Origin of the sequence: Streptomyces sp. cf386, from assembly GCF_900103585.1 — a bacterium.
Lineage (GTDB): Bacteria > Actinomycetota > Actinomycetes > Streptomycetales > Streptomycetaceae > Streptomyces.
Genome location: NZ_FNHV01000005.1, coordinates 334,573 through 358,151, shown reverse-complemented (window position 1 = coordinate 358,151; position 23,579 = coordinate 334,573). Strand labels below are relative to the sequence as shown.

General features: G+C 71.0%; 23 protein-coding genes and 1 pseudogene. 18 read left to right on the top strand and 6 right to left on the bottom strand.

The features are described 5' to 3' along the window. Positions 1 to 118 precede the first annotated feature (118 nt). Both BLU79_RS15565 and BLU79_RS15560 read left to right on the top strand, forming a co-directional pair. Positions 119 to 1,687 carry a glycoside hydrolase family 53 protein gene (locus tag BLU79_RS15565; protein ID WP_093906333.1) on the top strand — a complete coding sequence of 523 codons (1,569 nt, stop codon included), beginning with the start codon at positions 119 to 121 and terminating at the stop codon, positions 1,685 to 1,687. A 193-nt stretch (positions 1,688 to 1,880) separates the two neighbouring features. Further along, positions 1,881 to 2,168, top strand: coding sequence for a helix-turn-helix domain-containing protein (locus tag BLU79_RS15560; protein ID WP_177001029.1), 288 nt, complete (start codon positions 1,881 to 1,883; stop codon positions 2,166 to 2,168). Positions 2,169 to 2,207: 39 nt separating this feature from the next. Here BLU79_RS15560 and BLU79_RS15555 read toward each other — a convergent pair whose 3' ends face one another. Next, positions 2,208 to 2,678, bottom strand: coding sequence for an SRPBCC family protein (locus BLU79_RS15555; RefSeq protein ID WP_093906487.1), 471 nt, complete (start codon positions 2,676 to 2,678; stop codon positions 2,208 to 2,210). 278 nt (positions 2,679 to 2,956) lie between these two features. Here BLU79_RS15555 and crcB (BLU79_RS15550) point away from each other — a divergent pair, with 278 nt between their 5' ends. The 10 genes from crcB (BLU79_RS15550) (at position 2,957) to BLU79_RS49065 (ending at position 13,067) form a co-directional block, all read left to right on the top strand. Further along, positions 2,957 to 3,418: a fluoride efflux transporter CrcB gene (crcB, locus tag BLU79_RS15550; protein ID WP_093906331.1), complete on the top strand. Its 462-nt coding sequence runs from the start codon at positions 2,957 to 2,959 to the stop codon at positions 3,416 to 3,418. Then, the gene (locus BLU79_RS15545) at positions 3,415 to 3,840 is read left to right on the top strand and encodes a DUF190 domain-containing protein (RefSeq protein WP_256333319.1); all 426 of its coding nucleotides are present in this window, start codon (positions 3,415 to 3,417) and stop codon (positions 3,838 to 3,840) included. The genes crcB (BLU79_RS15550) and BLU79_RS15545 overlap by 4 nt, the downstream gene beginning before the upstream one ends. After that, the gene (gene crcB, locus BLU79_RS15540; RefSeq protein ID WP_093906330.1) at positions 3,837 to 4,211 is read left to right on the top strand and encodes a fluoride efflux transporter CrcB; all 375 of its coding nucleotides are present in this window, start codon (positions 3,837 to 3,839) and stop codon (positions 4,209 to 4,211) included. The genes BLU79_RS15545 and crcB (BLU79_RS15540) overlap by 4 nt, the downstream gene beginning before the upstream one ends. Before the next feature lie 148 nt (positions 4,212 to 4,359). Next, positions 4,360 to 5,037, top strand: coding sequence for a FadR/GntR family transcriptional regulator (locus tag BLU79_RS15535; protein WP_093906329.1), 678 nt, complete (start codon positions 4,360 to 4,362; stop codon positions 5,035 to 5,037). Continuing rightward, positions 5,034 to 6,473: an amino acid permease gene (locus tag BLU79_RS15530; RefSeq protein ID WP_093906328.1), complete on the top strand. Its 1,440-nt coding sequence runs from the start codon at positions 5,034 to 5,036 to the stop codon at positions 6,471 to 6,473. Before BLU79_RS15535 ends, BLU79_RS15530 begins: the two co-directional genes overlap by 4 nt. 49 nt (positions 6,474 to 6,522) lie before the next feature. After that, positions 6,523 to 7,539: an asparaginase gene (locus BLU79_RS15525; RefSeq protein ID WP_093906327.1), complete on the top strand. Its 1,017-nt coding sequence runs from the start codon at positions 6,523 to 6,525 to the stop codon at positions 7,537 to 7,539. Between the two features lie 118 nt (positions 7,540 to 7,657). Beyond that, entirely contained in the window at positions 7,658 to 9,070 is a 1,413-nt protein-coding gene (gene aspA / locus BLU79_RS15520) for an aspartate ammonia-lyase (RefSeq protein ID WP_093906326.1), read from the top strand. 47 nt (positions 9,071 to 9,117) lie between these two features. Further along, on the top strand, positions 9,118 to 10,059 hold the full coding sequence (locus BLU79_RS15515) for a glutaminase (RefSeq protein ID WP_093906325.1): 942 nt from the start codon (positions 9,118 to 9,120) through the stop codon (positions 10,057 to 10,059). A 252-nt stretch (positions 10,060 to 10,311) separates the two neighbouring features. Then, on the top strand, positions 10,312 to 11,706 hold the full coding sequence (gene mptB / locus BLU79_RS15510; RefSeq protein ID WP_093906324.1) for a polyprenol phosphomannose-dependent alpha 1,6 mannosyltransferase MptB: 1,395 nt from the start codon (positions 10,312 to 10,314) through the stop codon (positions 11,704 to 11,706). Beyond that, positions 11,703 to 13,067, top strand: coding sequence for a glycosyltransferase 87 family protein (locus BLU79_RS49065; protein WP_093906323.1), 1,365 nt, complete (start codon positions 11,703 to 11,705; stop codon positions 13,065 to 13,067). The genes mptB and BLU79_RS49065 overlap by 4 nt, the downstream gene beginning before the upstream one ends. Positions 13,068 to 13,150: 83 nt before the next feature. Here the strand turns inward: BLU79_RS49065 and BLU79_RS15500 are convergent. Beyond that, a pseudogene (locus BLU79_RS15500) lies at positions 13,151 to 13,987 on the bottom strand (D-alanyl-D-alanine carboxypeptidase family protein); the annotation flags it as partial. 92 nt (positions 13,988 to 14,079) lie between these two features. Beyond that, positions 14,080 to 15,222: a transcription termination factor Rho gene (gene rho / locus BLU79_RS15495; protein WP_093906321.1), complete on the bottom strand. Its 1,143-nt coding sequence runs from the start codon at positions 15,220 to 15,222 to the stop codon at positions 14,080 to 14,082. A 368-nt stretch (positions 15,223 to 15,590) separates the two neighbouring features. Here rho and BLU79_RS15490 point away from each other — a divergent pair, with 368 nt between their 5' ends. From BLU79_RS15490 to BLU79_RS15480, 3 genes are read left to right on the top strand one after another with little or no spacing between them, the layout of a single operon-like run. Continuing rightward, complete coding sequence (locus BLU79_RS15490) at positions 15,591 to 16,304, top strand: SgcJ/EcaC family oxidoreductase (protein ID WP_093906320.1); 714 nt, start codon at positions 15,591 to 15,593, stop codon at positions 16,302 to 16,304. Next, positions 16,301 to 16,642, top strand: coding sequence for a YciI family protein (locus tag BLU79_RS15485; protein WP_093906319.1), 342 nt, complete (start codon positions 16,301 to 16,303; stop codon positions 16,640 to 16,642). The genes BLU79_RS15490 and BLU79_RS15485 overlap by 4 nt, the downstream gene beginning before the upstream one ends. After that, entirely contained in the window at positions 16,639 to 17,898 is a 1,260-nt protein-coding gene (locus BLU79_RS15480) for an RNA polymerase sigma factor (protein WP_093906318.1), read from the top strand. Before BLU79_RS15485 ends, BLU79_RS15480 begins: the two co-directional genes overlap by 4 nt. Before the next feature lie 54 nt (positions 17,899 to 17,952). On the opposite strand, the gene BLU79_RS15475 is transcribed toward BLU79_RS15480, so the two are convergent. Continuing rightward, complete coding sequence (locus BLU79_RS15475) at positions 17,953 to 18,351, bottom strand: nuclear transport factor 2 family protein (RefSeq protein ID WP_093906317.1); 399 nt, start codon at positions 18,349 to 18,351, stop codon at positions 17,953 to 17,955. A gap of 70 nt (positions 18,352 to 18,421) precedes the next feature. Here BLU79_RS15475 and BLU79_RS15470 point away from each other — a divergent pair, with 70 nt between their 5' ends. Continuing rightward, positions 18,422 to 18,979 (top strand): PadR family transcriptional regulator, encoded by a 558-nt coding sequence (locus BLU79_RS15470; protein WP_093906316.1) that lies wholly within the window; start codon positions 18,422 to 18,424, stop codon positions 18,977 to 18,979. Positions 18,980 to 18,984: 5 nt separating this feature from the next. Then, positions 18,985 to 19,713: a class I SAM-dependent methyltransferase gene (locus BLU79_RS15465; protein WP_093906315.1), complete on the top strand. Its 729-nt coding sequence runs from the start codon at positions 18,985 to 18,987 to the stop codon at positions 19,711 to 19,713. 74 nt (positions 19,714 to 19,787) lie between these two features. Here the strand turns inward: BLU79_RS15465 and BLU79_RS15460 are convergent, their stop codons facing one another. Next, a complete protein-coding gene (locus BLU79_RS15460) occupies positions 19,788 to 20,954 on the bottom strand; it encodes a serine hydrolase domain-containing protein (RefSeq protein WP_093906314.1) in 1,167 nt (388 codons plus the stop codon). Between the two features lie 160 nt (positions 20,955 to 21,114). Next, positions 21,115 to 22,083, bottom strand: a complete 969-nt coding sequence (locus BLU79_RS15455) for an acetylxylan esterase (protein ID WP_093906313.1) — start codon at positions 22,081 to 22,083, stop codon at positions 21,115 to 21,117. A 102-nt stretch (positions 22,084 to 22,185) separates the two neighbouring features. Here BLU79_RS15455 and BLU79_RS15450 point away from each other — a divergent pair, with 102 nt between their 5' ends. Next, a complete protein-coding gene (locus BLU79_RS15450) occupies positions 22,186 to 23,562 on the top strand; it encodes an 8-oxoguanine deaminase (RefSeq protein ID WP_093906312.1) in 1,377 nt (458 codons plus the stop codon). Positions 23,563 to 23,579 lie beyond the last annotated feature (17 nt).

Genomic DNA, 23,579 nt, shown 5'->3' with positions numbered 1-23,579 from the left:
CGCCCGCGCGTGCCGCGAGCCGCGGGCGGAGGGGCTCCTCACCACTGTGGTGAGGCCCTCGCCGACCTTCCTGGCGAGGGGTACCCCCAACCCCACGTCGAAGGGACGACGGACGACGATGTTCCATCCCAGACGCACCCTCCGAGTTCTGCTCATACCGCTGGCCGCCGGACTCGCCCTCACCGCCCTGCCCGCGCAGACCGCCTCGGCGGCGAGCACGCTCACCAACGGCGGCTTCGAGTCCGACGGCACCGGTACCGCGACTCCGGCCGGCTGGTCCACGTACTCGGCGGCCGGCCAGAACTCGGCCTCCTTCACCGAGGCCGGCGGCCACGGCGGGAGCTACCGCCTGACGCACTACTCGTCCTCCGCCTACAAGGTGGAGACCTACCAGTACCTGTCCGGGCTGACCAACGGGAACTACAAGCTGACCGCCTGGGTCCGCTCCGGCGGTGGCCAGAACTCGGCGTACATAGCGCTGAAGGGCTGCGGCGGTGCCGAGCAGCGCACCGATCTTCCGGTCTCGGCGAGCGGCTGGATCCGTATCGTCGTGCCGGTCAATGTGACCAACAGTCAGTGCACCATCAGCATCAACAGTGACGCGAACGCGGGCAACTGGATCAATGTCGACGACCTGACCTTCGCGTCCGGCACCGGCGGCACATCGATCCACGGCGCGGACATCTCCTCCCTCGTCAAGAGCGAGGCCAAGGGCGGTGTCTACAAGACCGGTTCGGGCACGACCGGCGACGCGGTCACCATCCTGAAGAACGCCGGCATGAACTACGCGCGTCTGAAGGTCTGGGTCAACCCGGCCGACGGCTACAACAACAAGACGCGCGTCCTCGCCATGGCCAAGCGCGTCAAGGCGGCCGGCATGAAGCTGCTGGTCGACTTCCACTACTCGGACACCTGGGCCGACCCCGGCGCCCAGAGCAAGCCGTCCGCCTGGGCGGGGCACTCGTACAGTCAACTGAAGACCGACGTGTACAACCACACGTACGACGTGTTGAACGCGTTGAAGGCTCAAGGCACCACCGCCGACATGGTCCAGGTGGGCAACGAGATCAACGGCGGCATGCTGTGGTCCGAGGGCTCCACGGACAACTGGTCGCAGCTCGCCGGCCTGCTCAACTCGGGCTACGACGCGGTCAAGGCGGTCAACTCGTCCACCACGGTCGCGCTGCACCTCGCCAAGGGCGGCGATCTCTCCGGCACCCGCTGGTGGTTCGACAGCGCCGTCTCCAACGGGGTGAAGTTCGACGCGATCGGCCTGTCGTACTACGGCTACTGGCACGGCTCGCTCTACGACTTCCAGACGACCCTGGACGACGCGGCGTCCCGCTACGGCAAGCCGGTCTTCGTCGCCGAGACGGCCTACCCGTTCCGGCTGGACAGCGAGGACTCGCACGAGGAGATCATCAACACCACCGGCGAACTGGTCTCCGGCTACCCGGCGAACACGGCCGGGCAGCGCCGGTGGATGAACGACGTGACGAGCATCGTGGAGGCCGTCCCGAACGGTCGCGGCCTCGGCGTCTTCTACTGGGAGGCGACCTGGACCGCCGTCTCCGGCAACGGCTGGGACCCGACCGACGCCTCTTCCGGCAACGGCTGGGAGAACCAGGCGCTGTTCGGCTACGACGACAAGGCGCTGTCGTCGATGGCGTGGTTCAGCCACCGCTGAGTTCGTTGAATCAGTGACAGAAGGGCCCGGCCGTGCCCATGCGGCCGGGCCCCGCCGCGTCCCGGACGAACCACCGTGTGTCGTACGGCCGTTCGGTACCGGACAAGGGTCCCGGAGTCCCGGACACGGCGGCTTCGACTGCGGGACAGTGGGGGGACGCGTGATGACGCGGCCCCACGGAGGGAGGCACGAGATGCTCAGGACTCCCGTCAGCGTAAGGCGCCTGGACATCCTGGAATGGCTGAAGAACCCGGCCGCACACTTCCCGAAGCCGCGACACGGCGACCCGGCCGAGGACGGCGTCACCGCGGACGCCGTGGCCGCGAAACTCGGCGTGCCGCGCAAGGTCGCCGAGACCCACCTGGGCCTCCTCACGGACCTCGGCCTGCTGCGCACCAAGCGGATCCGGCGGCGCCTGTACTACCGGCGCGAGGAGATGCGGATCGCCGAGGTGGCGCGAATGTTCGAGAAGGGCTGGTAGGCGGGGGCGGGAGCAGTCGGCCCGACTCCCGGACAGGCCCTAGCCCGCGCCCCGTCCCGCCACCTCACCGAACTCGTCATGCTCGCGCACCGCGATCCGGGCCAGTTTCGTCAGCATCATGCCGTTGCGGATCGCGACGACGTAGTCGACGGGCAGCCCGTGCATCCGGGTGCCCGGGCCGCGGAGGGGGTGCCAGTCGAGGATGAAGAGGGTGTGCTCGCCCCAGGGGATCAGCCTCATGGCGATGCGGGCCGCTCCGAAGGGCTCCGCCTTCGCCTCCAGTTCCAGCCGGTGCCCCGGTTCGCAGATGCGGACGACGCAGGTGTCCTCCAGGGCGAGGCGGCCGACACCGACACGGACTCGCAGCCGGGCGCCCACATCCGGCCAGTGCGGGTCGGCGGCGAGGACCTGCTGGGTCCCGGTGACCCACTCCCCGTAGCGATGGCCGTCGGACAGCAGACTCCAGACCTCGGACGGAGAGCTCAGGATCAGGCGACGGTTCCGGGCCAAGCCGACCACGCTCCTCTTCCTCAGCTGCGCAGGGGCTCTTCGACGGTAGCCGCGCCGCGCACTCGGGGCACCCGCAGCGGTGGGACGTGCCCAGGTCGAGGCCTCGACGTGCTCCTTCCGGACGCCCGGAGTTACCCTGTTCACCGGCCGCGACCACCCTCGCGGCGCGGCGGTGGGGCCCGCCGTACCCGAACCGCGGCAGTGCTGCCGCCAACGGTCCCTACTTGCGACGACGCGGCCCGCATGCCCGGGCCCCGGCGAGTAGGAGACGTACGCCCATGACAGCCCCGGACACCGAGAACCTCCGCGCCCCCACCCGCACCGCGCGGCAGCCCGCGTGGCGGACGCAGGCGCCGATCGTCGCGGTGGTCGCCGTCGGCGGAGCCCTCGGCGCCACGGCCCGCTACGCGGCCTCCCTTTGGTGGCCGGCCCAACAGGGCGGCTTCCCCTGGGCGACCTTCTGGACCAACGTGGTCGGCTGTGCCGTGATCGGCGTGTTCATGGTGGTCATCACCGACGTGTGGGCCGCCCACCGCCTGGTTCGCCCCTTCTTCGGCACGGGAGTGCTCGGCGGCTTCACCACCTTCTCCACGTACGCCGTCGACATCCAGAGACTGGTCGACGGCGGCCACCCCCGTACCGGACTGGCCTACCTTGCCGCGACCCTGATCGCGGCACTCACGGCGGTCTGGCTCGCCGCGGCGGCGACCCGCCGCGTCCTGAAGTGGAGGCAGCCATGACAAGGCTGACCGGCAGGGCCCTGCGCGTGACCGTCTACGTCGGCGAGAGCGACACCTGGCAGCACCGGCCCCTCTACTCGGAGATCGTCCACCGCGCCCACGCCGCCGGCCTCGCGGGCGCCAGCGTCTTCCGCGGTATCGAGGGCTTCGGCGCGTCCTCCGTCATCCACACCTCGCGGCTGCTGTCCCTGAGCGAGGACCTGCCGGTCGCCATCGTGATCGTCGACGCGGAGGAGCGGGTCCGGGCCTTCCTGCCGCAGCTGGACGCACTCGTCGGAGAAGGGCTCGTGACCCTCGACGACTGCGAGGTCATCCGGTACGTCGGCCGCGACGACACCCCGCGCACTGCTGCCGCAAAGGGCAAGAACACGAAGGGCAAGAGCACGAAGGGCAAGAGCACGAAGGGTGAGAAGTCGCCGTGAACTGGCTCCTGGTGATCGCGGGCGCCATGGTCGGCGCGCCCCTCCGCTACCTCACCGACCGCGCGGTGCAGTCCCGCCATGACTCGGTGTTCCCCTGGGGCACTTTCGCGATCAACGTCTCCGGCTGCCTGATCCTCGGCCTGCTCACCGGCGCGGCGGCGGCCGGCGCCGCGAGTTCCCACCTCCAGCTGCTGCTGGGCACCGGCCTGTGCGGCGCCCTGACCACGTACTCGACCTTCTCCTACGAGACCCTGCGGCTGGCCGAGACCGGGGCGGGGCTCTACGCCCTCGCCAACATCGCGGGCAGCGTGACCGCCGGGCTCGGCGCGGCGTTCCTGGGGGTTTCGATCGCGGGGGCGGTGTGGTCGTAGGCGGCTGCCGGCCGATTTTCACGGAGCGGGACGGATGAATCTCTTCATTCGCCGCTCTTGACAGTTCCGGGATGTCACCCGCAGGATCACCACCGTGAACCTGTCAGACAGCCGGACAGCCAGTCAGCCCCCACGGCGCGTCAGCGCCATGGAGGCGGTGCTGGCACACCTCCGCGATGCCATCGAGCGCGGCGAGTACGCCATCGGCGACAAGCTCCCCTCCGAGGCGGAGCTCTGCCGCACCCTGGAGATCAGCCGTCCTGTGCTGCGCGAGGCCCTGCGGGCCCTGCAGACCATGGGTCTGACCGTCTCCAAGACCGGCAAGGGCACGTTCGTCGTCGCGAACACCGTCGAGGACCCCACCTTCGGCGACTACGCGGCGAGCGACCTGCTGGAAGTGCGCCGGCACGTAGAGATCCCGGTCGCCGGGTACGCGGCCCTGCGCCGCACCCCGGAGAACCTCGACCACCTCGCCCACCTGCTCGACCGTATGGAGCGGGAGACGGACACCACCGCGTGGGTCGCGATGGACACCCTCTTCCACCTGGCCGTGGCCGAGGCCGCCCAGAACCCGGTCTTCCGCCGGGTCATCGAGGAGATCCGCGACGCACTGGCGCGTCAGTCGGCCTTCCTCAACGAGCTGGGCGGCCGCCGCGAGCAGTCCAACCGGGAGCACCGGGCGATCGTCGAGGCGCTGATCGACGGTTCCGAACTCGACGCGACCGACGCCATGGCCCATCACCTGGACCGCGTCGAGACGACCCTCACCGACATCGTGCGCCCCCCGCGCACGGACAGCACCACGGAAGGCGGACCCGAGGCGTGAGCGAACAGCACCTCAAAGACGAGACGCGCCCCCAGTCCGGTCACGTCGACGCCGGAGACCTCGGCTACAGCAAGTCGCTGAAGTCCCGGCACGTCAACATGATCGCCATCGGCGGAGCCATCGGCACCGGCCTGTTCCTCGGCGCCGGCGGCCGACTCGCCGACGCCGGCCCGTCCCTGTTCATCGCCTACGCGGTCTGCGGCGTCTTCGCCTTCCTCGTCGTGCGGGCCCTCGGCGAACTCGTCCTGTACCGCCCGTCGTCCGGCGCCTTCGTGTCGTACGCCCGAGAGTTCATGGGGGAGAAGGGCGCGTACGTAGCGGGCTGGATGTACTTCCTCAACTGGGCCACCACCGGCATCGCCGACATCACCGCGGTGGCCGTGTACACCCACTACTGGGGCATGTTCTCCGACATCCCGCAGTGGGTGATCGCGCTGATCGCCCTCGCGGTGGTCCTCACCGTGAACCTCGTGTCGGTGAAGATGTTCGGCGAACTGGAGTTCTGGTTCGCCATCATCAAGGTCGGCGCGCTGGTGACGTTCATGCTGATCGGCATCTTCCTGCTGGTCACCCAGCACGAGGTCGACGGCACCACCCCCGGCCCCTCCCTGATCACCGACCACGGCGGCCTCTTCCCCAACGGCCTGCTGCCCATGCTGCTGATCATCCAGGGCGTCGTCTTCGCCTACGCCTCCGTCGAGCTGGTCGGCGTCGCGGCCGGTGAGACCGAGAACCCCGAGAAGATCATGCCGAAGGCGATCAACTCGATCATGTGGCGCGTCGGTCTGTTCTACGTCGGCTCGGTCGTCCTGCTGTCGATGCTGCTGCCCTGGTCGTCGTACAAGGCGGGGGAGAGCCCCTTCGTCACCGTGCTGTCCAACATCGGCATCCCGGCCGCCGGCGGCGTCATGAACCTGGTCGTGATGACCGCGGCCATGTCCTCGCTCAACTCCGGCCTGTACTCCACCGGCCGCATCCTGCGCTCCATGGCGATGTCCGGCTCCGCCCCCAAGTTCACCTCGGTGATGAACCGCAGCCAGGTCCCGTACGGCGGCATCCTGCTGACCAGCGGTATCTGTGTCCTCGGTGTCGGTCTCAACTTCGTCGTCCCCGCGGACGCGTTCGAGATCGTGCTGAACTTCGCGGCGATCGGCATCCTCGCCACCTGGGGCATGATCATGATCTGTCACCTGCTCTTCTGGCAGAAGACCGAGAAGGGCGAACTCACCCGCCCCGGCTACCGACTGCCGGGCTCCCCGTGGACCGAAGTCGTGACGCTGGCCTTCCTGGCCTCCGTCCTGGTCCTCATGTACGCCGACGGAGGCGCCGGCCGCACCACCGTGCTGTGCCTGCCGCTGATCGTCGGAGCGCTGGTCGCGGGCTGGTACGGCATCCGTGCCAGGGTCGCGCGCACCTCCACCAAGGCCGACGCGTGAGATCCGCGTCGGTCGAAACCATCCATCGACCCAGGACAACCAGGCAGTGATGTACAGCAGTTCCATAGCGGACGCACCCCTTGTCCGCGAACCCCTCCACGCGCCCGTCGCCCACCTCATACGCGGCGGAATGATCGAAGGCATCCACTACGGCTCCGTCGTCGTCCTCGGCGCCGACGGCGAGGTCCAGTTCCAGCTCGGTGACATCGAGGCCGCCTTCTACCCGCGCTCGGCGCTCAAGCCGGTCCAGGCCGTGGCCATGGTCCGCGCCGGGCTCCCGCTCGACGGCGACCTGCTGTCGCTCACCGCGGCCAGCCACTCCGGCGAGGAACGCCACCTCGCCGGAACCCGGCGGATCCTGGAGCTCGCCGGACTCACCGAGGACCACCTGCGCAACGTCCCGGACATGCCGTACGACCCGGTCGTGCGGGACGCCTGGGTCCGGGAGGGCCGACCGCCCTCCCGGCTCGCCCAGAACTGCTCCGGCAAGCACGCGGCCATGCTGTACGCCTGCCGGCTCAACGGCTGGTCTCTGGAGGACTACCTCGACCCGGCGCACCCCCTTCAGCAGGCGATCGCCGAGATCGTCGAGGACCTCACCGGGCAGCGGATCGCTCGCACTACCGTCGACGGGTGTGGGGCGCCGTTGTTCTCCGTCTCGCTGCACGGGCTGGCCCGGGCCGTCGCTCGTATCACCACCGCGGTTGCGGGTACGCCCGAGGCGCGGGTCGCCGACGCGATGCGGGAGCACGCCGAGATGGCCTCCGGCTCGGGGCGGGATGTCGCCGCGCTGATGCGGGCCGTGCCGGGGCTGCTCGCCAAGGACGGGTTCGAGGGCGTGCAGGTTGCCGCGCTGCCGGACGGGCGGGCCATCGCCGTGAAGATCGCCGATGGGGCGAATCGGGCGCGCGTGCCGGTTGCCGCCGCGGCTCTGGCCAGGGCCGGGGTGGATCTGGGGCTGCTCACCGAGTTCCAGGGTGAGGCGCTTCTCGGGGGCGGTCAGGCGGTCGGGTGTGTGCGGCCCGTTCGTTCGCTGGAGCCGGTTGTTGTTCCTGCTTGCGCCTAAGGATGTGCCGGATTTCCTGTCCGGCGGCTGCGGGCCGGTTGTGGCTGGTCGCGCAGTCCCCCGCGCCCCTATGGGGCGCGTTCACCCTCAACCCTCTTGAAAGAGGACTCGTTCTCTCATGACCGTGACCTCCACCCGTAGCGAACACGATCTGCTCGGCGACCGTGACGTACCCGCCGACGCGTACTGGGGCGTCCACACCCTGCGCGCCACCGAGAACTTCGCGATCACCGGCACTCCCATCTCCGCCTACCCGCACCTCATCGACGCCCTCGCCGCCGTCAAGGAGGCCGCTGCCCTCGCCAACGAGGAACTCGGGCTGCTGGACCCGAAGAAGGCCGCCGCGATCGTCGCCGCCTGCCGGGAGATCCGGGACGGCGAGCTGCACGACCAGTTCGTCGTCGACGTCATCCAGGGCGGTGCCGGCACGTCGACCAACATGAACGCCAACGAGGTCGTGGCCAACCGGGCGTTGGAACTGCTGGGCCACGAGAAGGGCCAGTACCAGCACCTGCACCCCAACGAGGACGTCAACCTCGGTCAGTCGACGAACGACGTCTACCCGACCGCCGTGAAGATCGCGACGGTGTTCGCGGTACGCGGGCTGCTCAAGGCGATGTCCGTCCTCCAGGACGCCTTCGCCCGCAAGGCCGTCGAGTTCCGTGACGTGCTCAAGATGGGCCGTACACAGTTGCAGGACGCGGTGCCGATGACGCTGGGGCAGGAGTTCTCCGCGTACGCCGTCATGATTGACGAGGACCGGTCCCGACTTGCCGAGGCCGTCGAGTTGATCCATGAGATCAACCTGGGCGCCACGGCCATCGGCACCGGCCTCAACGCCCCCGTCGGATACGCCGAGTCGGCCCGCCGTCACCTCTCCGAGATCACCGGGCTGCCGCTGGTCACCGCCGCGAACCTGGTCGAGGCCACCCAGGACTGCGGGGCGTTCGTCCAGATGTCCGGCGTGCTCAAGCGCATCGCCGTCAAGCTCAGCAAGAGCTGCAACGACCTGCGGCTGCTGTCCTCCGGGCCGCGCGCGGGCCTCGGTGAGATCAACCTGCCTCCCGTGCAGGCCGGTTCGTCCATCATGCCCGGCAAGGTCAACCCGGTGATCCCCGAGGTCGTCAACCAGGTCGCCTTCGAGGTGATCGGCAACGACGTCGCCATCACCATGGCCGCCGAGGCCGGACAGCTCCAGCTCAACGCCTTCGAGCCGATCATCCTGCACTCCCTGTCGGAGAGCATCACGCACCTGAGGAACGCGTGCGTGACGCTGGCCGAGCGCTGCGTGGACGGCATCACCGCCAACACCGAGGCACTGCGCCGGACCGTGGAGAACTCCATCGGCCTGGTCACCGCCCTGAACCCGCACATCGGGTACACGGCCGCGACCGATATCGCCAAGGAGGCCCTCGCCAGCGGCCGGGGCGTGGCCGAACTCGTTCTGGAGAAGGGCCTGTTGCCCGCCGAGACCCTCGCCGACCTGCTCCGTCCGGAGGTCGTCGCGGGCAGCGGCCGGGCGCTGGCCTGATCCCTCCCGACTCCGCGGATGCGCACCGGGACCGACTGGAAGGCACAATGGTGATCATGGCAGCGTCGACGTCGTCACTGACCTTCCAGCCGATCCTGGAGCGCATCGCGGAGGAGATCGGGCGGACCCCCGGCCGAGGCCGGCCCGCCGACTACATCCCGGCGCTCGCGGCCTGCGACCCCCGGCGCTTCGGCATGGCCGTCGCGGAAATCGACGGCTCGCTGTACGGCGTGGGGGACTGGCGCGAGCCGTTCTCCACCCAGTCCATCACCAAGGTGTTCACCCTCGCGCTCGACCTGGCCCGCGAGGGCGACGAACTCTGGGAGCACGTGGGCCGAGAGCCCTCCGGCAACCCCTTCAACTCCCTGATCCAGCTGGAGTACGAGAACGGCATCCCGCGCAACCCGTTCATCAACGCGGGCGCCCTCGTCGTCACCGACCGCCTCCAGACCCGTACCGGCGACGCGGCGGGCGAGCTCCTGTCCTTCCTGCGCACCGAGAGCGACAACCCGACCCTGGACTTCGACCAGGACGTGGCCGCCTCCGAGTCGGCCCACGGCGACCGCAACGCCGCCCTGGCCCATTTCATGGCGTCCTACGGCAACATCGACAACCAGGTGCCGGTCCTGCTCGACCAGTACTTCCGCCAGTGCTCCGTCATGGCGTCCTGCGCCGACCTCGCCCTGGCCACCACGTTCCTGGCGCGCCACGGCATCCGGGCCGACGGCACCCGCCTGCTCACCCTCAGCCAGGCCAAACAGGTCAACGCGGTCATGCTGACCTGCGGGACGTACGACGCGGCAGGCGACTTCGCCTATCGGGTGGGTCTGCCCGGCAAGAGCGGCGTGGGCGGCGGCATCATCGCGGTGGTGCCGGGGCGGTGCACATTGTGTGTCTGGAGCCCGGGTCTGGACGAGCGGGGCAATTCGGTGGCGGGAGTGGCGGCCCTGGACAGATTCACGACGCTGACGGGTCTGTCGGTGTTCTGACGGATCAGCTCGGCGCCGAGTGCGGGCGTGCCCCCTCACGGGCGTGGGGCTGTTTCGATATGCGGCTCCGCCGCGTGGGCACGACAAGCCCCCACCGGCCCGCGGCCTGCGAACGGCCGTATCCGGCAGACGGGAAGCAGACTGCAACTCCCTCGCATTCGATCACCGGCCGGTCATACGCCGGCTTCCCTCCGGAGGGAACCCCGTCAACTTCCGGCCACCCCACGTTGACACGCTGACCGAGTGTTGGCCATGGCTTTCCCCGTCGATCTCCGCCGCTGCCAGATTCTGGGTCTGGCCGGCACCGCCTTCCTCGCCCTGGGAGGTGAGACGGCCGGTGCCCTACCGGTCCGGGAACTCCTGGCCCCGTCCTCGGCGCACGCCGCCCTGGGCCTGGTCGGCGTCTACTTCGGCGTCGTCCTGCTGATCGCGGCCTGGCTGCTGCTCGGCCGGCTCGTGCGCGGCGCGGACCCGCCCACCCCACGCGCCCTGCTGCTGGTGCTCGCGGTCTGGGCCACCCCACTGCTGATCGCGCCGCCGCTGTTCAGCCGGGACGTGTACAGCTACCTGGCGCAAGGCGCCATGGTCGACGCCCACATCGACGTGTACGCCTACGGGCCCGCCCACCTCGGCGGACCGCTCGCGGACGAGGTCGCCCCGCTGTGGCGGCACACCGCGGCTCCCTACGGCCCGGTGTTCCTCGGTGTCGCCTCCGCCCTGTCCGGCCTGACCCGTGGTGAACTCCCCGCCGGGCTCATCGGCATGCGCCTGATAGCGCTGCTCGGTGTGGCGCTGATGGCGGCGGCGTTGCCGCGCCTCGCCCGGCACAGCGGGGCCGACCCGGCCGCCGCGTTGTGGCTGGGCGCCCTGAACCCTCTCGTGCTGCTGCACCTGGTCGCAGGTGCCCACAACGACGCCATCATGCTCGGCCTGCTCGGCGCCGGTCTGGTCGCGGCCCTCGGCCGGTGGCCCATCCTGGGCGCCGTACTCGTCACGCTCGCCGCCCTGGTCAAGGCGCCCGCCGCGATGGGCCTCGCCGCGGTCGTGCTGCTGATGATGCGGGCCGGGCACCACGTGGCCAAGGCCGTGCTCACCACGCTGGCCGCGTCCGCGGCCACCACGGTCGCCGCGACGGCCGTCGCGGGCACGGGATACGGCTGGATCGGCGCCCTGGACACTCCGGTCTCGCCGCAGAACTGGGCGCTCACCAGCCTGCTCGGCCGGGCCACCGCCTCCCTGTTGGACGAGATCGGCAGCGATCTGGCGCCGCTGGCCGTTCCGGCGTGGCACGTCTTCGGGATGGTGCTGACAGCGGTCCTCGTGGTCCTCATATGGTGGCGCTGGCGTCCGCGCCCGGTGTACGCGCTCGGCCTGAGTCTCGCGGCCGTGGCCGCCTTCGGACCCGCGATCCGCCCCTGGTACGCCCTGTGGGGCCTGTTCCTCATAGCGGCCGCCGCGCCCAGCACATCGGTACGGCACCGGGTCGCCGCCCTGACCGGAGTGCTCGCACTGGCCGTCCTGCCCAGCGGCGGCTCCGCGGACGTCGGTCAGTTGGTGCTGGCCGTCTCGGGGGGCGTGCTCGCCGTGGTCGTCCTGTGGCAGGCACATCTGGCCGCGCAGGCCCCGGCGTTGGAGCGCACGGCATGAGACTTCCCCGCACCGACCGCGGTCGGCTGGCCCTCGTCCTGGTGCTCGCCGCCGCCGTGACCGTCTTCACCGCGACCGTGCCCCTGCTGCGCGACTGGTTCGACCTGCGCGTCTACTACGGCACCGTCGACACCTGGATCCACCACGGCGGCCGTATCTACGACTACCGGGTGCCCGGCACGACGTACGGCTTCACCTACCCGCCGTTCGCGGCCGTCGTCATGCTGCCCATGACACTGGTCGGTCTGCACGCCGCGATCGCCGTGGCGCTGCTGCTCAACCTCGGCGCACTCGCCTTCTCGCTGCGCGTGCTGGCCGGACGGTCCTGGCGGCGTTACGGCTGGTACGGCTGCGCGCTCGCCGCCTGCGCGCTGGCCCTCTTCGAACCGCTGAGGGACACCTTCAGCTTCGGCCAGGTGAACATCCTGCTGCTGGCGCTGGTCCTCCTCGACTGCTGGCTGCTGTCCACGGGACGGGAGCGCTGGGCGGGGCTGGGCATAGGTCTCGCTGCCGCGATCAAGCTCACGCCCGCCGCGTTCATCGGCCTGCTGCTGGTGGCCCGGCGCTGGCGAACCGCGGCAGTGGCGACGGCCGTCGCCGCCGCGGCGACGGCGCTGGCGGCCTGGGTGGCGCCCGCCGCGTCCCGTTTCTACTGGACGCACGCGATGTGGGACACCACTCGGGTGGGCCGCCTCGACTACGTCTCCAACCAGTCGCTGCAGGGCATCCTGGCCCGGCTCGGCGTGTCGGACCGTGCGGTCTGGGCGGTGGTGGTCCTGCTGGTGCTGGGCGTCTGGGCGGCGCGCACCCGGCGGGCGGTCGCGGCGGGGGACTGGACCGCGGCGTTCGCCCTCACCGGGCTGACCTCCTGTCTGGTCAGCCCGATCACCTGGGTTCACCACCTGGTGTGGCTGCTGCCGTCGTTCGCCGTCCTCGTCCGCGCCGGGCACGTCCGGATCGCGGGTGCCCTGTACGCGGTGCTCTGTACCAGCGTGGTGTGGCTGTGGTTCGACGACGCGTCCGGCGTGGACGGCTTCCTCGGGAGCAACATGTACGCCTGGATCACGCTCGGTCTGCTGCTCCGGCTGCCGGTCGGTCAGTCCGGGTCCACGCGCTCGAAGCACTTGGCACGCAGCACCAGGGACACGAAGCCGGCGCCCACACCGGTGGCGCCCGCGATCGCCCACGCCTCCGCCCAGCCGGCCCCGGCAGGACCGCCCTCGGGCGCCACCGCGGCCACCACGGGCCCCGTCACGGGCCCTGGCCTCGGCTTCGCCCGCAAGGCGTCGAGCGATCCCACCGGTTCGACCCGCCCGGCCGCGTCGAACCCCCAGTCGAGCAGCTCGCCGGCCTCTTCGTAGACGGCGAGCCCGCCGCCCGACCGAGGGTTGAGCACCGTCACGACGAGGGTGCGATCGCCTCGGCGGGCGGCGGCGATCAGTGTGTTGCCCGCCTTGCTGGTGTAGCCGTTCTTGATGCCGATCATGCCCGGATACGGATCCATGTCGGCGGTGCCGACCAGCAGCCGATTGGTGTTCCGGATCTCGTACGCAGAGCCGTTCCGGCCCGGGAACCACGCCTCGGCCGTGCCGCAGTACCGGGCGAAGTCCGCGTTGCGCAGCCCCGCCCGCCCGAACACCGCCAGGTCGTACGCCGACGACACCTGGCCGGGCGTGTCGTACCCGTCCGGCGACTCCACCTGTGTGTCGAGGGCGCCCAGCGCACGGGCCTTGTCCTGCATACGGGCGGCCGTGGCGCGCCAGCCGCCGTTGAGCGCGGCCAGCACCCGCACGGCGTCGTTGCCGGAGCGGAGGAACACCCCGCGCCACAAGTCGGCGACCCGGTACGTACGCCCCTCGGCGATCCCCACCAGACTGCTGCCGGCCCCGATCCCCGCCAGCTCCTCCTCTCTCACCCGGTGCCGGATGCCGGCGGGCAGGGTCGGCAGCACGGTCAGGGCGAACAGCGTCTTCAAGGTGCTGGCGGGCGGCAGCTCCCGGTGCGCGTTGCGCGCGGCGAGCACCTCACCGGTGCCGGCGTCGGCCACCAGCCACGACAGCGCCGAGAGCCGCGGAACCCGGGGCACATCGGCGGTCGGCCGCACATGGGTGCCGGGCCGGTACAGCAGCGACGGCCGCGGTGTCACCGTCTGCGGCCCACTGGGTGGGTCGGGATCGAGCCTGGTGCGGGCGACCGCGGCGGAGGGCGCGAGCGCCAGCAGCCCGGCCGCGCAGAGCGCGCAGGTGGTCGCGAGAGCCCGGGAGATAAATCCGATCTTCATACGGTCAACCTAGAAACGCTCCCGCCTTCCACCGCGCTGCCCGGGCCGGACGGGCCGCGTCGGCACCCGGACGGGCGATGCCGCGCGGCGTGTCACCGGCCGGGCAGCGTCGGCTGGATCCGCCGTAGGAACGTCGCGTTGTCCGGCGTGTCCCGCATGCGCTCCAGGAGGGTTTCCAGACTGGCCTGGCCGTCCCGGGACTGCAGGGCCCGGCGCAGACCCCGTACGGCCGTCAACTCGGCCGGGGGCAGGAGGAGTTCCTCGCGGCGGGTGCCGGACGGGTTGATGTCGACAGCGGGGAAGACACGGCGTGAGGCGAGATCCCGGCTCAGCCGCAGCTCCATGTTGCCGGTGCTCTTGAGCTCCTCGAAGTAGAAGTCGTCGGCCCGGGAGCCGGTCTCCACCAGGGCCGTGGCGAGGATGGTGAGCGAACCGCCCTCCTCGGCGAGCCGTGCGGCGCCGAAGAACCGCTTCGGCCCGTGCAGCGCGGCCGCGTCGACGCCGCCGCTCAGGGTGCGGCCACCGGACGCGGCCGCGTTGTTGTGCGCCCGGCACAGCCGGGTCAGGGAGTCCAGCAGGATGACGACGTCCTCGCCCGCCTCGACGAGCCGCTTGGCCCGTTCGATCACGAGCTCGGCCAGCGCGATGTGCTGCTTGGGCGCCCGGTCGAAGGTGGAGGCGTACACCTCGCCTCGCACCGAGCGCCGCATGTCGGTGACTTCCTCGGGACGTTCGTCGAGGAGTACCACCATCAGCCGGCACTCCGGGTGGTTGCCGGCGACGGCCGCCGCGATCTGCTGGAGCAGCACGGTCTTGCCGGTCTTGGGCGGGGCCACGATCAGCCCTCGCTGCCCCTTGCCGACCGGCGCGATCAGATCGGCGACCCGCCCGGTCGGACCGGCCGCCGGGTGTTCGAGGCGCAGCCGCTCCCGCGGGTGCAGCGGGGTGAGGTCGCCGAAGTGGGGACGACCGCGCAGGTCCTCGGCCGGGCGCCCGCCCACGCGGGCCACCTCGGTCAGGGCGCGCCGATCGCCGCGGACACCGTCGACGAGGTCGCCCTTGCGCAGGCCGTACCGCCGGATCAACGCGGCGGGCACCTGGGAGTCGGACGGCGACGGCAGGCAGTTCTCGGCGCGCAGGTGACCCTTCCCGCTCGCGTCGATGTCGAGGACTCCGGTGACGGCCCGGGGCGGGAGCTGCTGCTGGACTGGGGGGTGTTCGAGTGTGGTGGTCATGGTGGTCGGTCCTTTCAAGGACGGAAGGCATGGGACATGCGAAGGGAGGGGAGGGCCGCGAGAGGAAGGCGGGCAGAACGAGCGCGCCTTCGGGCGGCGGAACGTCACCTCGTGCACGGCGCCGAAAGGCCGACGAAAGAGTTGCTCACGAGGTGGTGCCGAGAAGCTGATGCACCGGCCGCGACGGCCGAGGGGGATCAGCGAATTGAAGGGAAACTCGCACCGGCGCCCACAACGGGGCGTACACAAGTGCTGCTGGCACTGTACCACAGTCGGAGCAGAGGGGCTCCCGGTGCCGCCGGTTGTCGATTCGGTCCGGCCCCGTTCGTCGGTGGGATGTAGGAAGCTCATGAGGACCGGGAGGAACCATGAAGTACATGCTGCTCGTCTGCGGCGACGACACCGCCGACGCCTCGGGAATGGCCCCCGTCGAGCCCTGGGTGGAGGACCTCGGCGACCGCCGTGTACGTCTGCACGGCCACCGCCTGGCGCTCCCGGACCGGGCCGTCACCGTGCGGGTGAGGAACGGTGAGGTGCTGCGCGGCGACGGCCCGTTCGCGGAGACGAAGGAGTACGTCGCCGGCTTCGACATCCTCGAGTGCGACAGCTTGGAGGAGGCGATCGAGGCGGCGGCGAGGCATCCCGTGGCCACCGTCGGGGCCATGGAAGTACGGCCCTTCTGGGAGGACGAGGACGCCGAGACACAGATCCGCGCGCTCGACGCCGAGTTGACCGGAGCGGCGCGAGAGCGGGACGTCGACCGCATGGCGGCCTGCTACGCCCCGGACGCGGCCGCGTTCGCCGACGGCCGGGAACACCGAGGGACCGACGCCCTGCGCAAGTCGATGGAAGGACTGCTCACCGGCGTCACCGGCCCTGTCATCCGCGAGGTGCGGGACTTCCATGTCCACGTCGACGAGAGCGTCGCCTTCGGTCACGCCCTCGTCCGCCTGCGCGCCACCCGCACGGACGGCACGCGACTCGACGACCTGATGCGCGTCACCACCGGCTACCGCAACGTCGGCCTGCGCTGGCTGATCGCGCACGAACACGCCACGCTCGACACCGAGGAGCGGTCATGAAGTACGTCCTGTTCATCTGCACGCCGGTCGGCGGCGAGGAACCGAGCCCGCAGGAGATCGCCGAGGACCCGCGCTTCACCGCGTACATCGACGAGGTCCGCAGCCGTGACGTCGTCAAGGGCGGGGCCCGGCTGCGGCCGCACAGCGACGCCACCACCGTGCGCGTCCAGGGCGACGAAGTGCTGCTCAGCGACGGGCCCTTCGTGGAGTCCAAGGAGTACGTCGCCGGATTCGACATCATCGAGGTCGCCGACCTGGACGAGGCCATCGACCTCGCGTCCCGGCATCCCGCGGCCCTCGGCGGCGGCTCGGTCGAAGTGCGACCGGTCTGGGAGTGAGCGAGACGGACGGAGTCGAGGAGGCCGTCGGCGCGGCCTTCCGCGAGGAATGGGGTCAGGTGGTCGCCACCCTCATCCGGGTGACCGGCGACTGGGACCTCGCCGAGGACTGCGCGCAGGACGCCTTCGCCCAGGCCCTCGACCGGTGGCGGCGCGACGGAGTGCCGCGCCGCCCCGGCGCCTGGCTGACCACGACCGCCCGCAACCGCGCCCTGGACGTGCTGCGCCGGGAGGCGGTGGGGGCGGCGAAACTCCGGGAGGTGGCGGTGCCGACCCGCGACGAACTGCCGTACGGACCTGGAGACATCGGCGACGACAGCGGGGTGCATGACGACCGGCTGCGGCTGATCTTCACCTGCTGCCATCCCGCGCTGCCCATCGAGGCCAGGGTCGCACTGACCCTGCGGACCCTCGCGGGCCTGACCACACCGGAGATCGCCCGCGCCTTCCTCGTCCCCGAGACGACCATGGCGCAGCGCTTGGTGCGCGCCAAGCGGAAGATCCGCAACGCCGGAATCCCGTACCGGGTGCCGCCCGCGCACCTTCTGCCCGAGCGCACGACGGGCGTGCTCGGCGTCATCTACCTGCTGTTCAACGAGGGGTACGCGGCCACCGCGGGCGCCGATCTCGTCCGCACGAACCTCTGTGCCGAGGGGATCCGCCTGGCCCGCGTCCTGGCCCGTCTCATGCCCGACGAGCCGGAGGTGCTCGGCCTGCTCGCTCTCCTGCTGTTGCACGACGCCCGTCGCCGCGCGCGCGTGGACGCCGCCGGAGACCTGGTCACCCTGGAGGACCAGGACCGCACGGCCTGGGACCGGGCCGAGGCCGACGAGGGCGCCGCCCTGCTGGAGACCGCGCTGCGGCGCGGCAGGCCCGGCCCGTACCAGATCCAGGCCGCCATCGCGGCCTGCCACACCACCGCGCTCACCGCCGAGGACACCGACTGGGCCGATATCGCCGCCTTGTACGGCGAGTTGACGCGCTTCGTGCCCTCCGCCGTGGTCCGCCTCAACCGTGCGGTGGCCGTCGGCATGGCGGAGAGCACGGAGGCCGGCCTCGCCGTGGTCGCGGAACTGGAGGAGGAAGGGGAGCTGGCCGGGTACCACCTCCTCCCCGCCACCCGCGCCGATCTGCTGCGCCGCAGCGGCCGTACGGAAGAGGCCGCCGAGGCGTACCGGCGGGCCCTGGAACTGGTGGAGAACGACGCGGAACGGAGGTTCCTGGAGAAGCGGCTCGCGGAGTGTCGATCCGCGTAGGAGCCGGTTCGTCGGTGGGGTGACAGTGCACTCACCCCGGCACCTCCGCCTCCTTCACGCCAACCGCTCCGCCGCCTCCTTCTCGATCTGCTCGAACTGTGCCCCCATGGCCGCGGCCAGCGCCTGCGCTCCGGACAGTGGACGGACCATCACCATGAACTCGGAGATCAGGCCGTCCTCGTTGAGCCGGAGGAAGTCGCAGCCGGTGAGTTCCCGGTCGCCCACGCGCGTGGTGAAGACCAGCGCGTGGTCGCGGCCGCCCGGGTCGTTGATCTCGCGCTCATAGCGGAAGTCCTCGAAGACCCGCATGACACCGCGCAGGATCGCCGCCGTGATCGCCTTGCCGGCGTACGGCTTGAACACCACCGGGCTGGTGAAGACGACGTCCTCCGCCAGCAGTGCCTCCATGGCAGCGGCGTCGCCTGCCTCGACCGCCTCGCGGAACGCGCGCATCGGATCACCTCATAGTCAATTAGTTGAGTAGGTGCCGATGAGAATAATCACCTGCTGTTAACGTGTCCACATGTCCCTCAAGTACGCCGTCCTCGCCGCCCTCCTGGAGGGCGAGGCCTCGGGCTACGAGCTGTCCAAGGTCTTCGACGTCTCGTTCGCCAACTTCTGGCCCGCGACCCCGCAGCAGCTCTACCGCGAGCTGGAACGCCTGGCGCAGGACGGCCTTGTCGAGGCCCGGTTCGTGCAGCAGGAACGGCGGCCGAACAAGCGGATGTTCACGCTCACCCCGGCCGGACGCGAGGACCTGCGCGCCTTCGCCGCCGAGCCGCCCCGGCGGCCCACCGCCGTCCGCGACGAACTGCTGATCAAGCTGCAGGCCATGGAGGACTCCGAAGCCGCCCACGCCCTGATCGAGGAACGCATGACCTGGGCGCGCGGCAAACTCGACCGATACGAACGTGTCCGCGACCGCCTCCTCGACGGGCGGACCGAGGAGGAGTATCTGCGTGAGTCCGAGCGCGTCGGGCCGTATCTGACGCTGCTGCGCGGCATCTCCTTCGAGGAGGAGAACCTGCGCTGGTGCGAGCGTGTTCTCGCCGTCCTGAAGCACCGCGTCGCGAGGGGGTGACGCGGATGTTCAGCCCCGAGGGCCCCTCGTTGCGTGAACTCGCCGTCCAGGCGCTGTCGTCCGTGGAGCGCGGATACGACCTGCTCGCCCCCAAGTTCGACCACACACCGTTCCGTACGCCGGACTCGGTGCTCTCCGCCGTCACGACGGCGCTCACGCGCACGGGCCCGTACGACGACGGACTGGACCTCTGCTGCGGGACGGGCGCCGGTGTGGACGTGCTGGCCGGGGTGTGCCGACGCAGCGTCACCGGCGTCGACTTCAGTGCCGGCATGCTCGATGTCGCACGGCAGCGGGTGGGGGTGGACGGGCCGCGAGTGGACTGGGTTCGTGCGGACGCCCGTGCCCTGCCGTTCGCCCCCGCCTTCGACCTCGTGGTGAGCTTCGGGGCGTTCGGTCACTTCCTGCCCCGTGAGCTGCCGGGGCTGTTCGCCCAGGTCCACTCCGTCCTGCGGCCCGGCGGATGCTTCGCCTTCCCGCTCGTGGCGCCGCCGGGGCCCGCGTCCCCGGCGTACTGGATGCTGCTGGGCTTCGACGCGGTGATGCGGGTGCGCAACGCCGTGTGGCGGCCCCCGTTCGTCATGTACTACCGGGCCTTCCGGCTCGGGGAGGTGCGCAGCGAGCTGGCGCGTGCGGGCTTCCAGGTGGAACTGCAGGCCCTGCGCGAGTTCGGGCGGCAGCGAGACGGAAGCCCGCGTGTGCGGATGGTGGTGGCGCGACGCCGGACGGATTAAGTGGGTTGGAATTTCCTACTGGTAGGCCGGGCCGACCCGCCGCATCGGCGTGAACGGCCCGCGCCCACCGCTCGTCACAAAGCGCTGTACAGGGCGTCGACCAGCGCCATCTTCCGCGGGTCGTTGGCGATATGAGGGCCCATGGCGTTCATCGCATAGCCGAGGGACACTCCGGCCTCCGGATCCGCCAGCCCGCACGAGCCGCCGAAGCCGTCATGCCCGAAGGCCCGAGGGTTGGGCCCGTACGAGCCGTTCGGCCCGCTGAGCCACAGGCCGAGGCCGACCTCGGTCTCGCTCTCGAACCCGGCGCCGAGCACCAGATCGCGGCAGCCGCCCTGCCCCTCGCGGACCCGCTCGGCGGCCTCGGGGGAGAGGACGCGGTGGCCGTCGTGCGCCCCGCGGCCCGCGAAGATCCCGTACAGTGCGGCGACCGCCCGCGCCGTGCCGTGTCCGTTCGCGGCGGGGATCTCGGCGGCCCGCCACTCGGGCGAGTTGGCCTGGGCCGCCCCCACGACCGGGTTCGTCAGTGCGGCCAGGGCGGCGGGGGTCAACTGGCTGAAGATCGCGGCCTGTTCACTGCTCGCCGCGGTGGGGGGATGTATCAGCTCGGCCACCCGCCCGGAGTCCTTCTCCGGCAACCCGATCGCGAAGTCGATCCCGAGCGGCCCGGTCACCTCCCGCTCCAGAAAGGCCCCGGGCAGCAGCCCCGACACCCGCCGCACGACCTCCCCGACCAGGAAGCCGAACGTGAGGGCGTGATACCCGGAGACCGTCCCCGGCGTCCACCACGGCTCCATCGCCGCCAGCCGCTGTGTCGTCAACTCCCAGTCGCAGAGCTGCTGAAGCGAGTGCGGTTCCCGCAGGCCGGACAGACCGGCACGGTGCGACAGCAGATGCCGTACGAGGATCTGGTCCTTGCCCGCGGCGGCGAACTCCGGCCAGTACGCGGCCACCGGTGCGTCGAGGTCGAGCAGTCCCCGGTCGGCGAGGATGTGCGCGCACAGGGCCGTCGGACCCTTGGACGTGGACCACACGTTGACCAGCGTGTCGCGCTCCCAGGGGTGGCTGCGTGCCGGGTCGGCCCACCCGCCCCACAGGTCGACGACGGTCTCGCCGTCGATCGTGACGGCGACCGCGGCGCCCAGCTCCCCGCGCTCCCGGAAGTTCGCCTCGAACGCCGTCAGCACCGCCGCGTACCGCGGATCGCAGTGCCCGTGCACCTGCGCCTCGTGCTCCGTCATGGGCCATCCTTCGTCGTTCGCCGGAAACCCGGGCCGCTCCACTGCGACCCGGGCCGCCCTGAACGTACCGACTGGTCGGACTGGGCGGAAGGTGCCGGGCACCTCGAAATCACCGGAAGCGCCGGGCAGCGCGTCCTCGCCATGGTCGGCCGGGACGCGCTCAGGCGTGCGGGCGCAGCCAGTCCAGCTTGGCCGCCTCGTGGAACGGGCCGCCGCCCTCGTGGTCGTTGAAGTCGTACACCTCGATGGCCTTCTCGTCGTGCGCCCAGGCGTTGAAGGCCGCGAAGACGGTGGACGGCGGGCACGTCTGGTCCTCCAGGGCCGCCGAGAAGAGGGCGGGTGCCCGGCCGCGGGCGGCGAAGTGAACGCCGTCGAAGTAGGACAGGGTGCTCAGGACGTCCTCGGTGCGGCCCCGGTGCGTCTTGAGGTAGAGGCCGATCTCGCGGTACGGGTTGCGGTCGGTCAGGGTCGTCGCGCGCGGGTAGTCGCACAGGAACGGCACGTCCGGCGCGATCGCCGCCAGGTCCGGCACCAGGCCGCCGACGGCGATCGTGATGCCGCCGCCCTGGCTCGAACCCAGTGCGACCGTGCGCGAGGCATCGGTCAGGGGGTGCGAGCGGGCGGCCTCCACGGCCCGGACCGCGTCCGTGAACACCCGGCGGTAGTAGTAGTTCTCGGGCGCGTCGATGCCACGGGTCATGAAGCCGGGGTAGGCCGGCGCCGCCCCCACCGGGTCAGGGGTTCCACCGCCGGCGCCCCACGCGCTGCCCTGGCCGCGCGTGTCCATCATGAAGTGCGCGCGGCCCGTGGACGCCCACAGCAGGTTCTCGTGCGGCAGGCCGCGCCCACCGCCGTAGCCGATGAACTCCACGACCAGCGGAAGCGGCTGCGTGGCCCCGGCGGGCAGCCGCAGCCAGCCCTTCACCGGGTGACCGCCGAACCCGGCGAACGTCACGTCGTACACCTGCACCGTGGACAGCCCCGTGTCGACCGGCTCGAAGCGGACGTCCAGATCGTGCCCGCGCGCCACGTCAAGGGTCTTGGACCAGAACGCGTCGAAGCCCTCGGGCTCGACGGACTTGCTGCGGTACTCGCGCAGTTCGTCGAGCGGAAGGTCGAACAGGGCCATGGAAGACCGCCTTTGCGAAGAGTGACTGCGGGTGATCACACCGTACGTGGGTGATCGGACGACTGACCAGATCTTTCCCGCGTCGAGCCCTACGATGGCGCCATGACGTCTGCCGTCGCTCCTCCGGTCCGGACCGCGGAACTGCTGGTCAGGGATGCCGAACTGCTAGTCGTGGATGCGGGGCGGGAGATCCCCGGCGGCTGGCTGGCCATCACCGATGGTCGGGTGACCGGCGTCGGTGCCGCCGGGAGCGAGCCCGAGGCCCGCACGACCGTCTCCGCGGCCGGACGGCTCGTCACGCCGGGCCTGGTCAACACGCACCATCACATCTACCAGAACCTCACCCGCTCCTACGCGCCCGCCGTGAACGGCTCCCTGTTCGACTGGCTGACGACCCTCTACCCACTCTGGGCCGGCCTCGACGAGGAGGCCGCGTACGTGTCGGCGTACGTCGGCATGGCCGAACTGCTCATGGGCGGCTGCACCACGTCGTCCGACCACCTCTACGTCCATCCCCGCCCGCGCCTCGTCGACGCCGAGATCCGCGCGGCCCGCGACATCGGCTTCCGCTTCCACGCCACCCGCGGCTCGATGACCCGCTCCGTCGACGACGGAGGGCTGCCGCCGAGGAGCGTCACGCAGACCGAGGAGGAGGTGCTCGCCGACAGCGAGCGTCTGATCCGGACGTACCACGACCCCGGGCCGGGCGCGTTGGTGCGGGTCGCCCTGGCGCCGTGTTCGCCGTTCTCGGTGACCAAGTCACTGATGACCGCGACCGCCGAACTCGCCGAGCGGTACGACGTACGTCTGCACACGCACCTCGCCGAGGACCACGACGAGGACACCTACTGCCTGGAGACCTACGGCTGTCGTCCCGTCGAGTACTTCGAGGAGACGGGGTGGATGAGCGACCGCAGCTGGGTCGCGCACTGCATCTACCCGAACGACGCCGAACTGCGCCGCCTCGCTGCCGCCGGGGTAGGCGTGGCGCACTGCCCCAGCTCCAACATGCTCATCGGCGGCGGCACCGCGCGCGTGCGCGAGATGCGCGAACTGGGCCTGCCCGTCGGCATCGGCTGCGACGGCTCCGCCTCCACGGACCACGCCTCTCTCTGGATGGAGACCAGGACGGCGCTGCTGCTGGGCCGCTACCGAGGCGGCCCGGGCGCGATGACCGCCCGTGACGCCCTCGACATCGCCACGAGTGGTTCGGCGCGCTGCCTGGGCCGGGACGACGAGCTGGGCCATCTGCGGCCAGGGGCCTGCGCCGACCTCGTCGTCTGGGACCTGCACGAGGTCGCGCTGGCCGGCGCGGTGAGTGACCCCGTGGAGGCATGGCTGCGTTGCGGTCCCGCCCGGGCCTGGACCACGGTGGTCGCCGGCCGGATTCTGGTCGACCGCGGTGAACCCCGGTTGACCGGGCTGGCGGACGTCCTGCGGGGACACGGCAGGATCGCGCGCCGGATGCAGGGGGCGTAGCCGACGGCGGGCGAAGC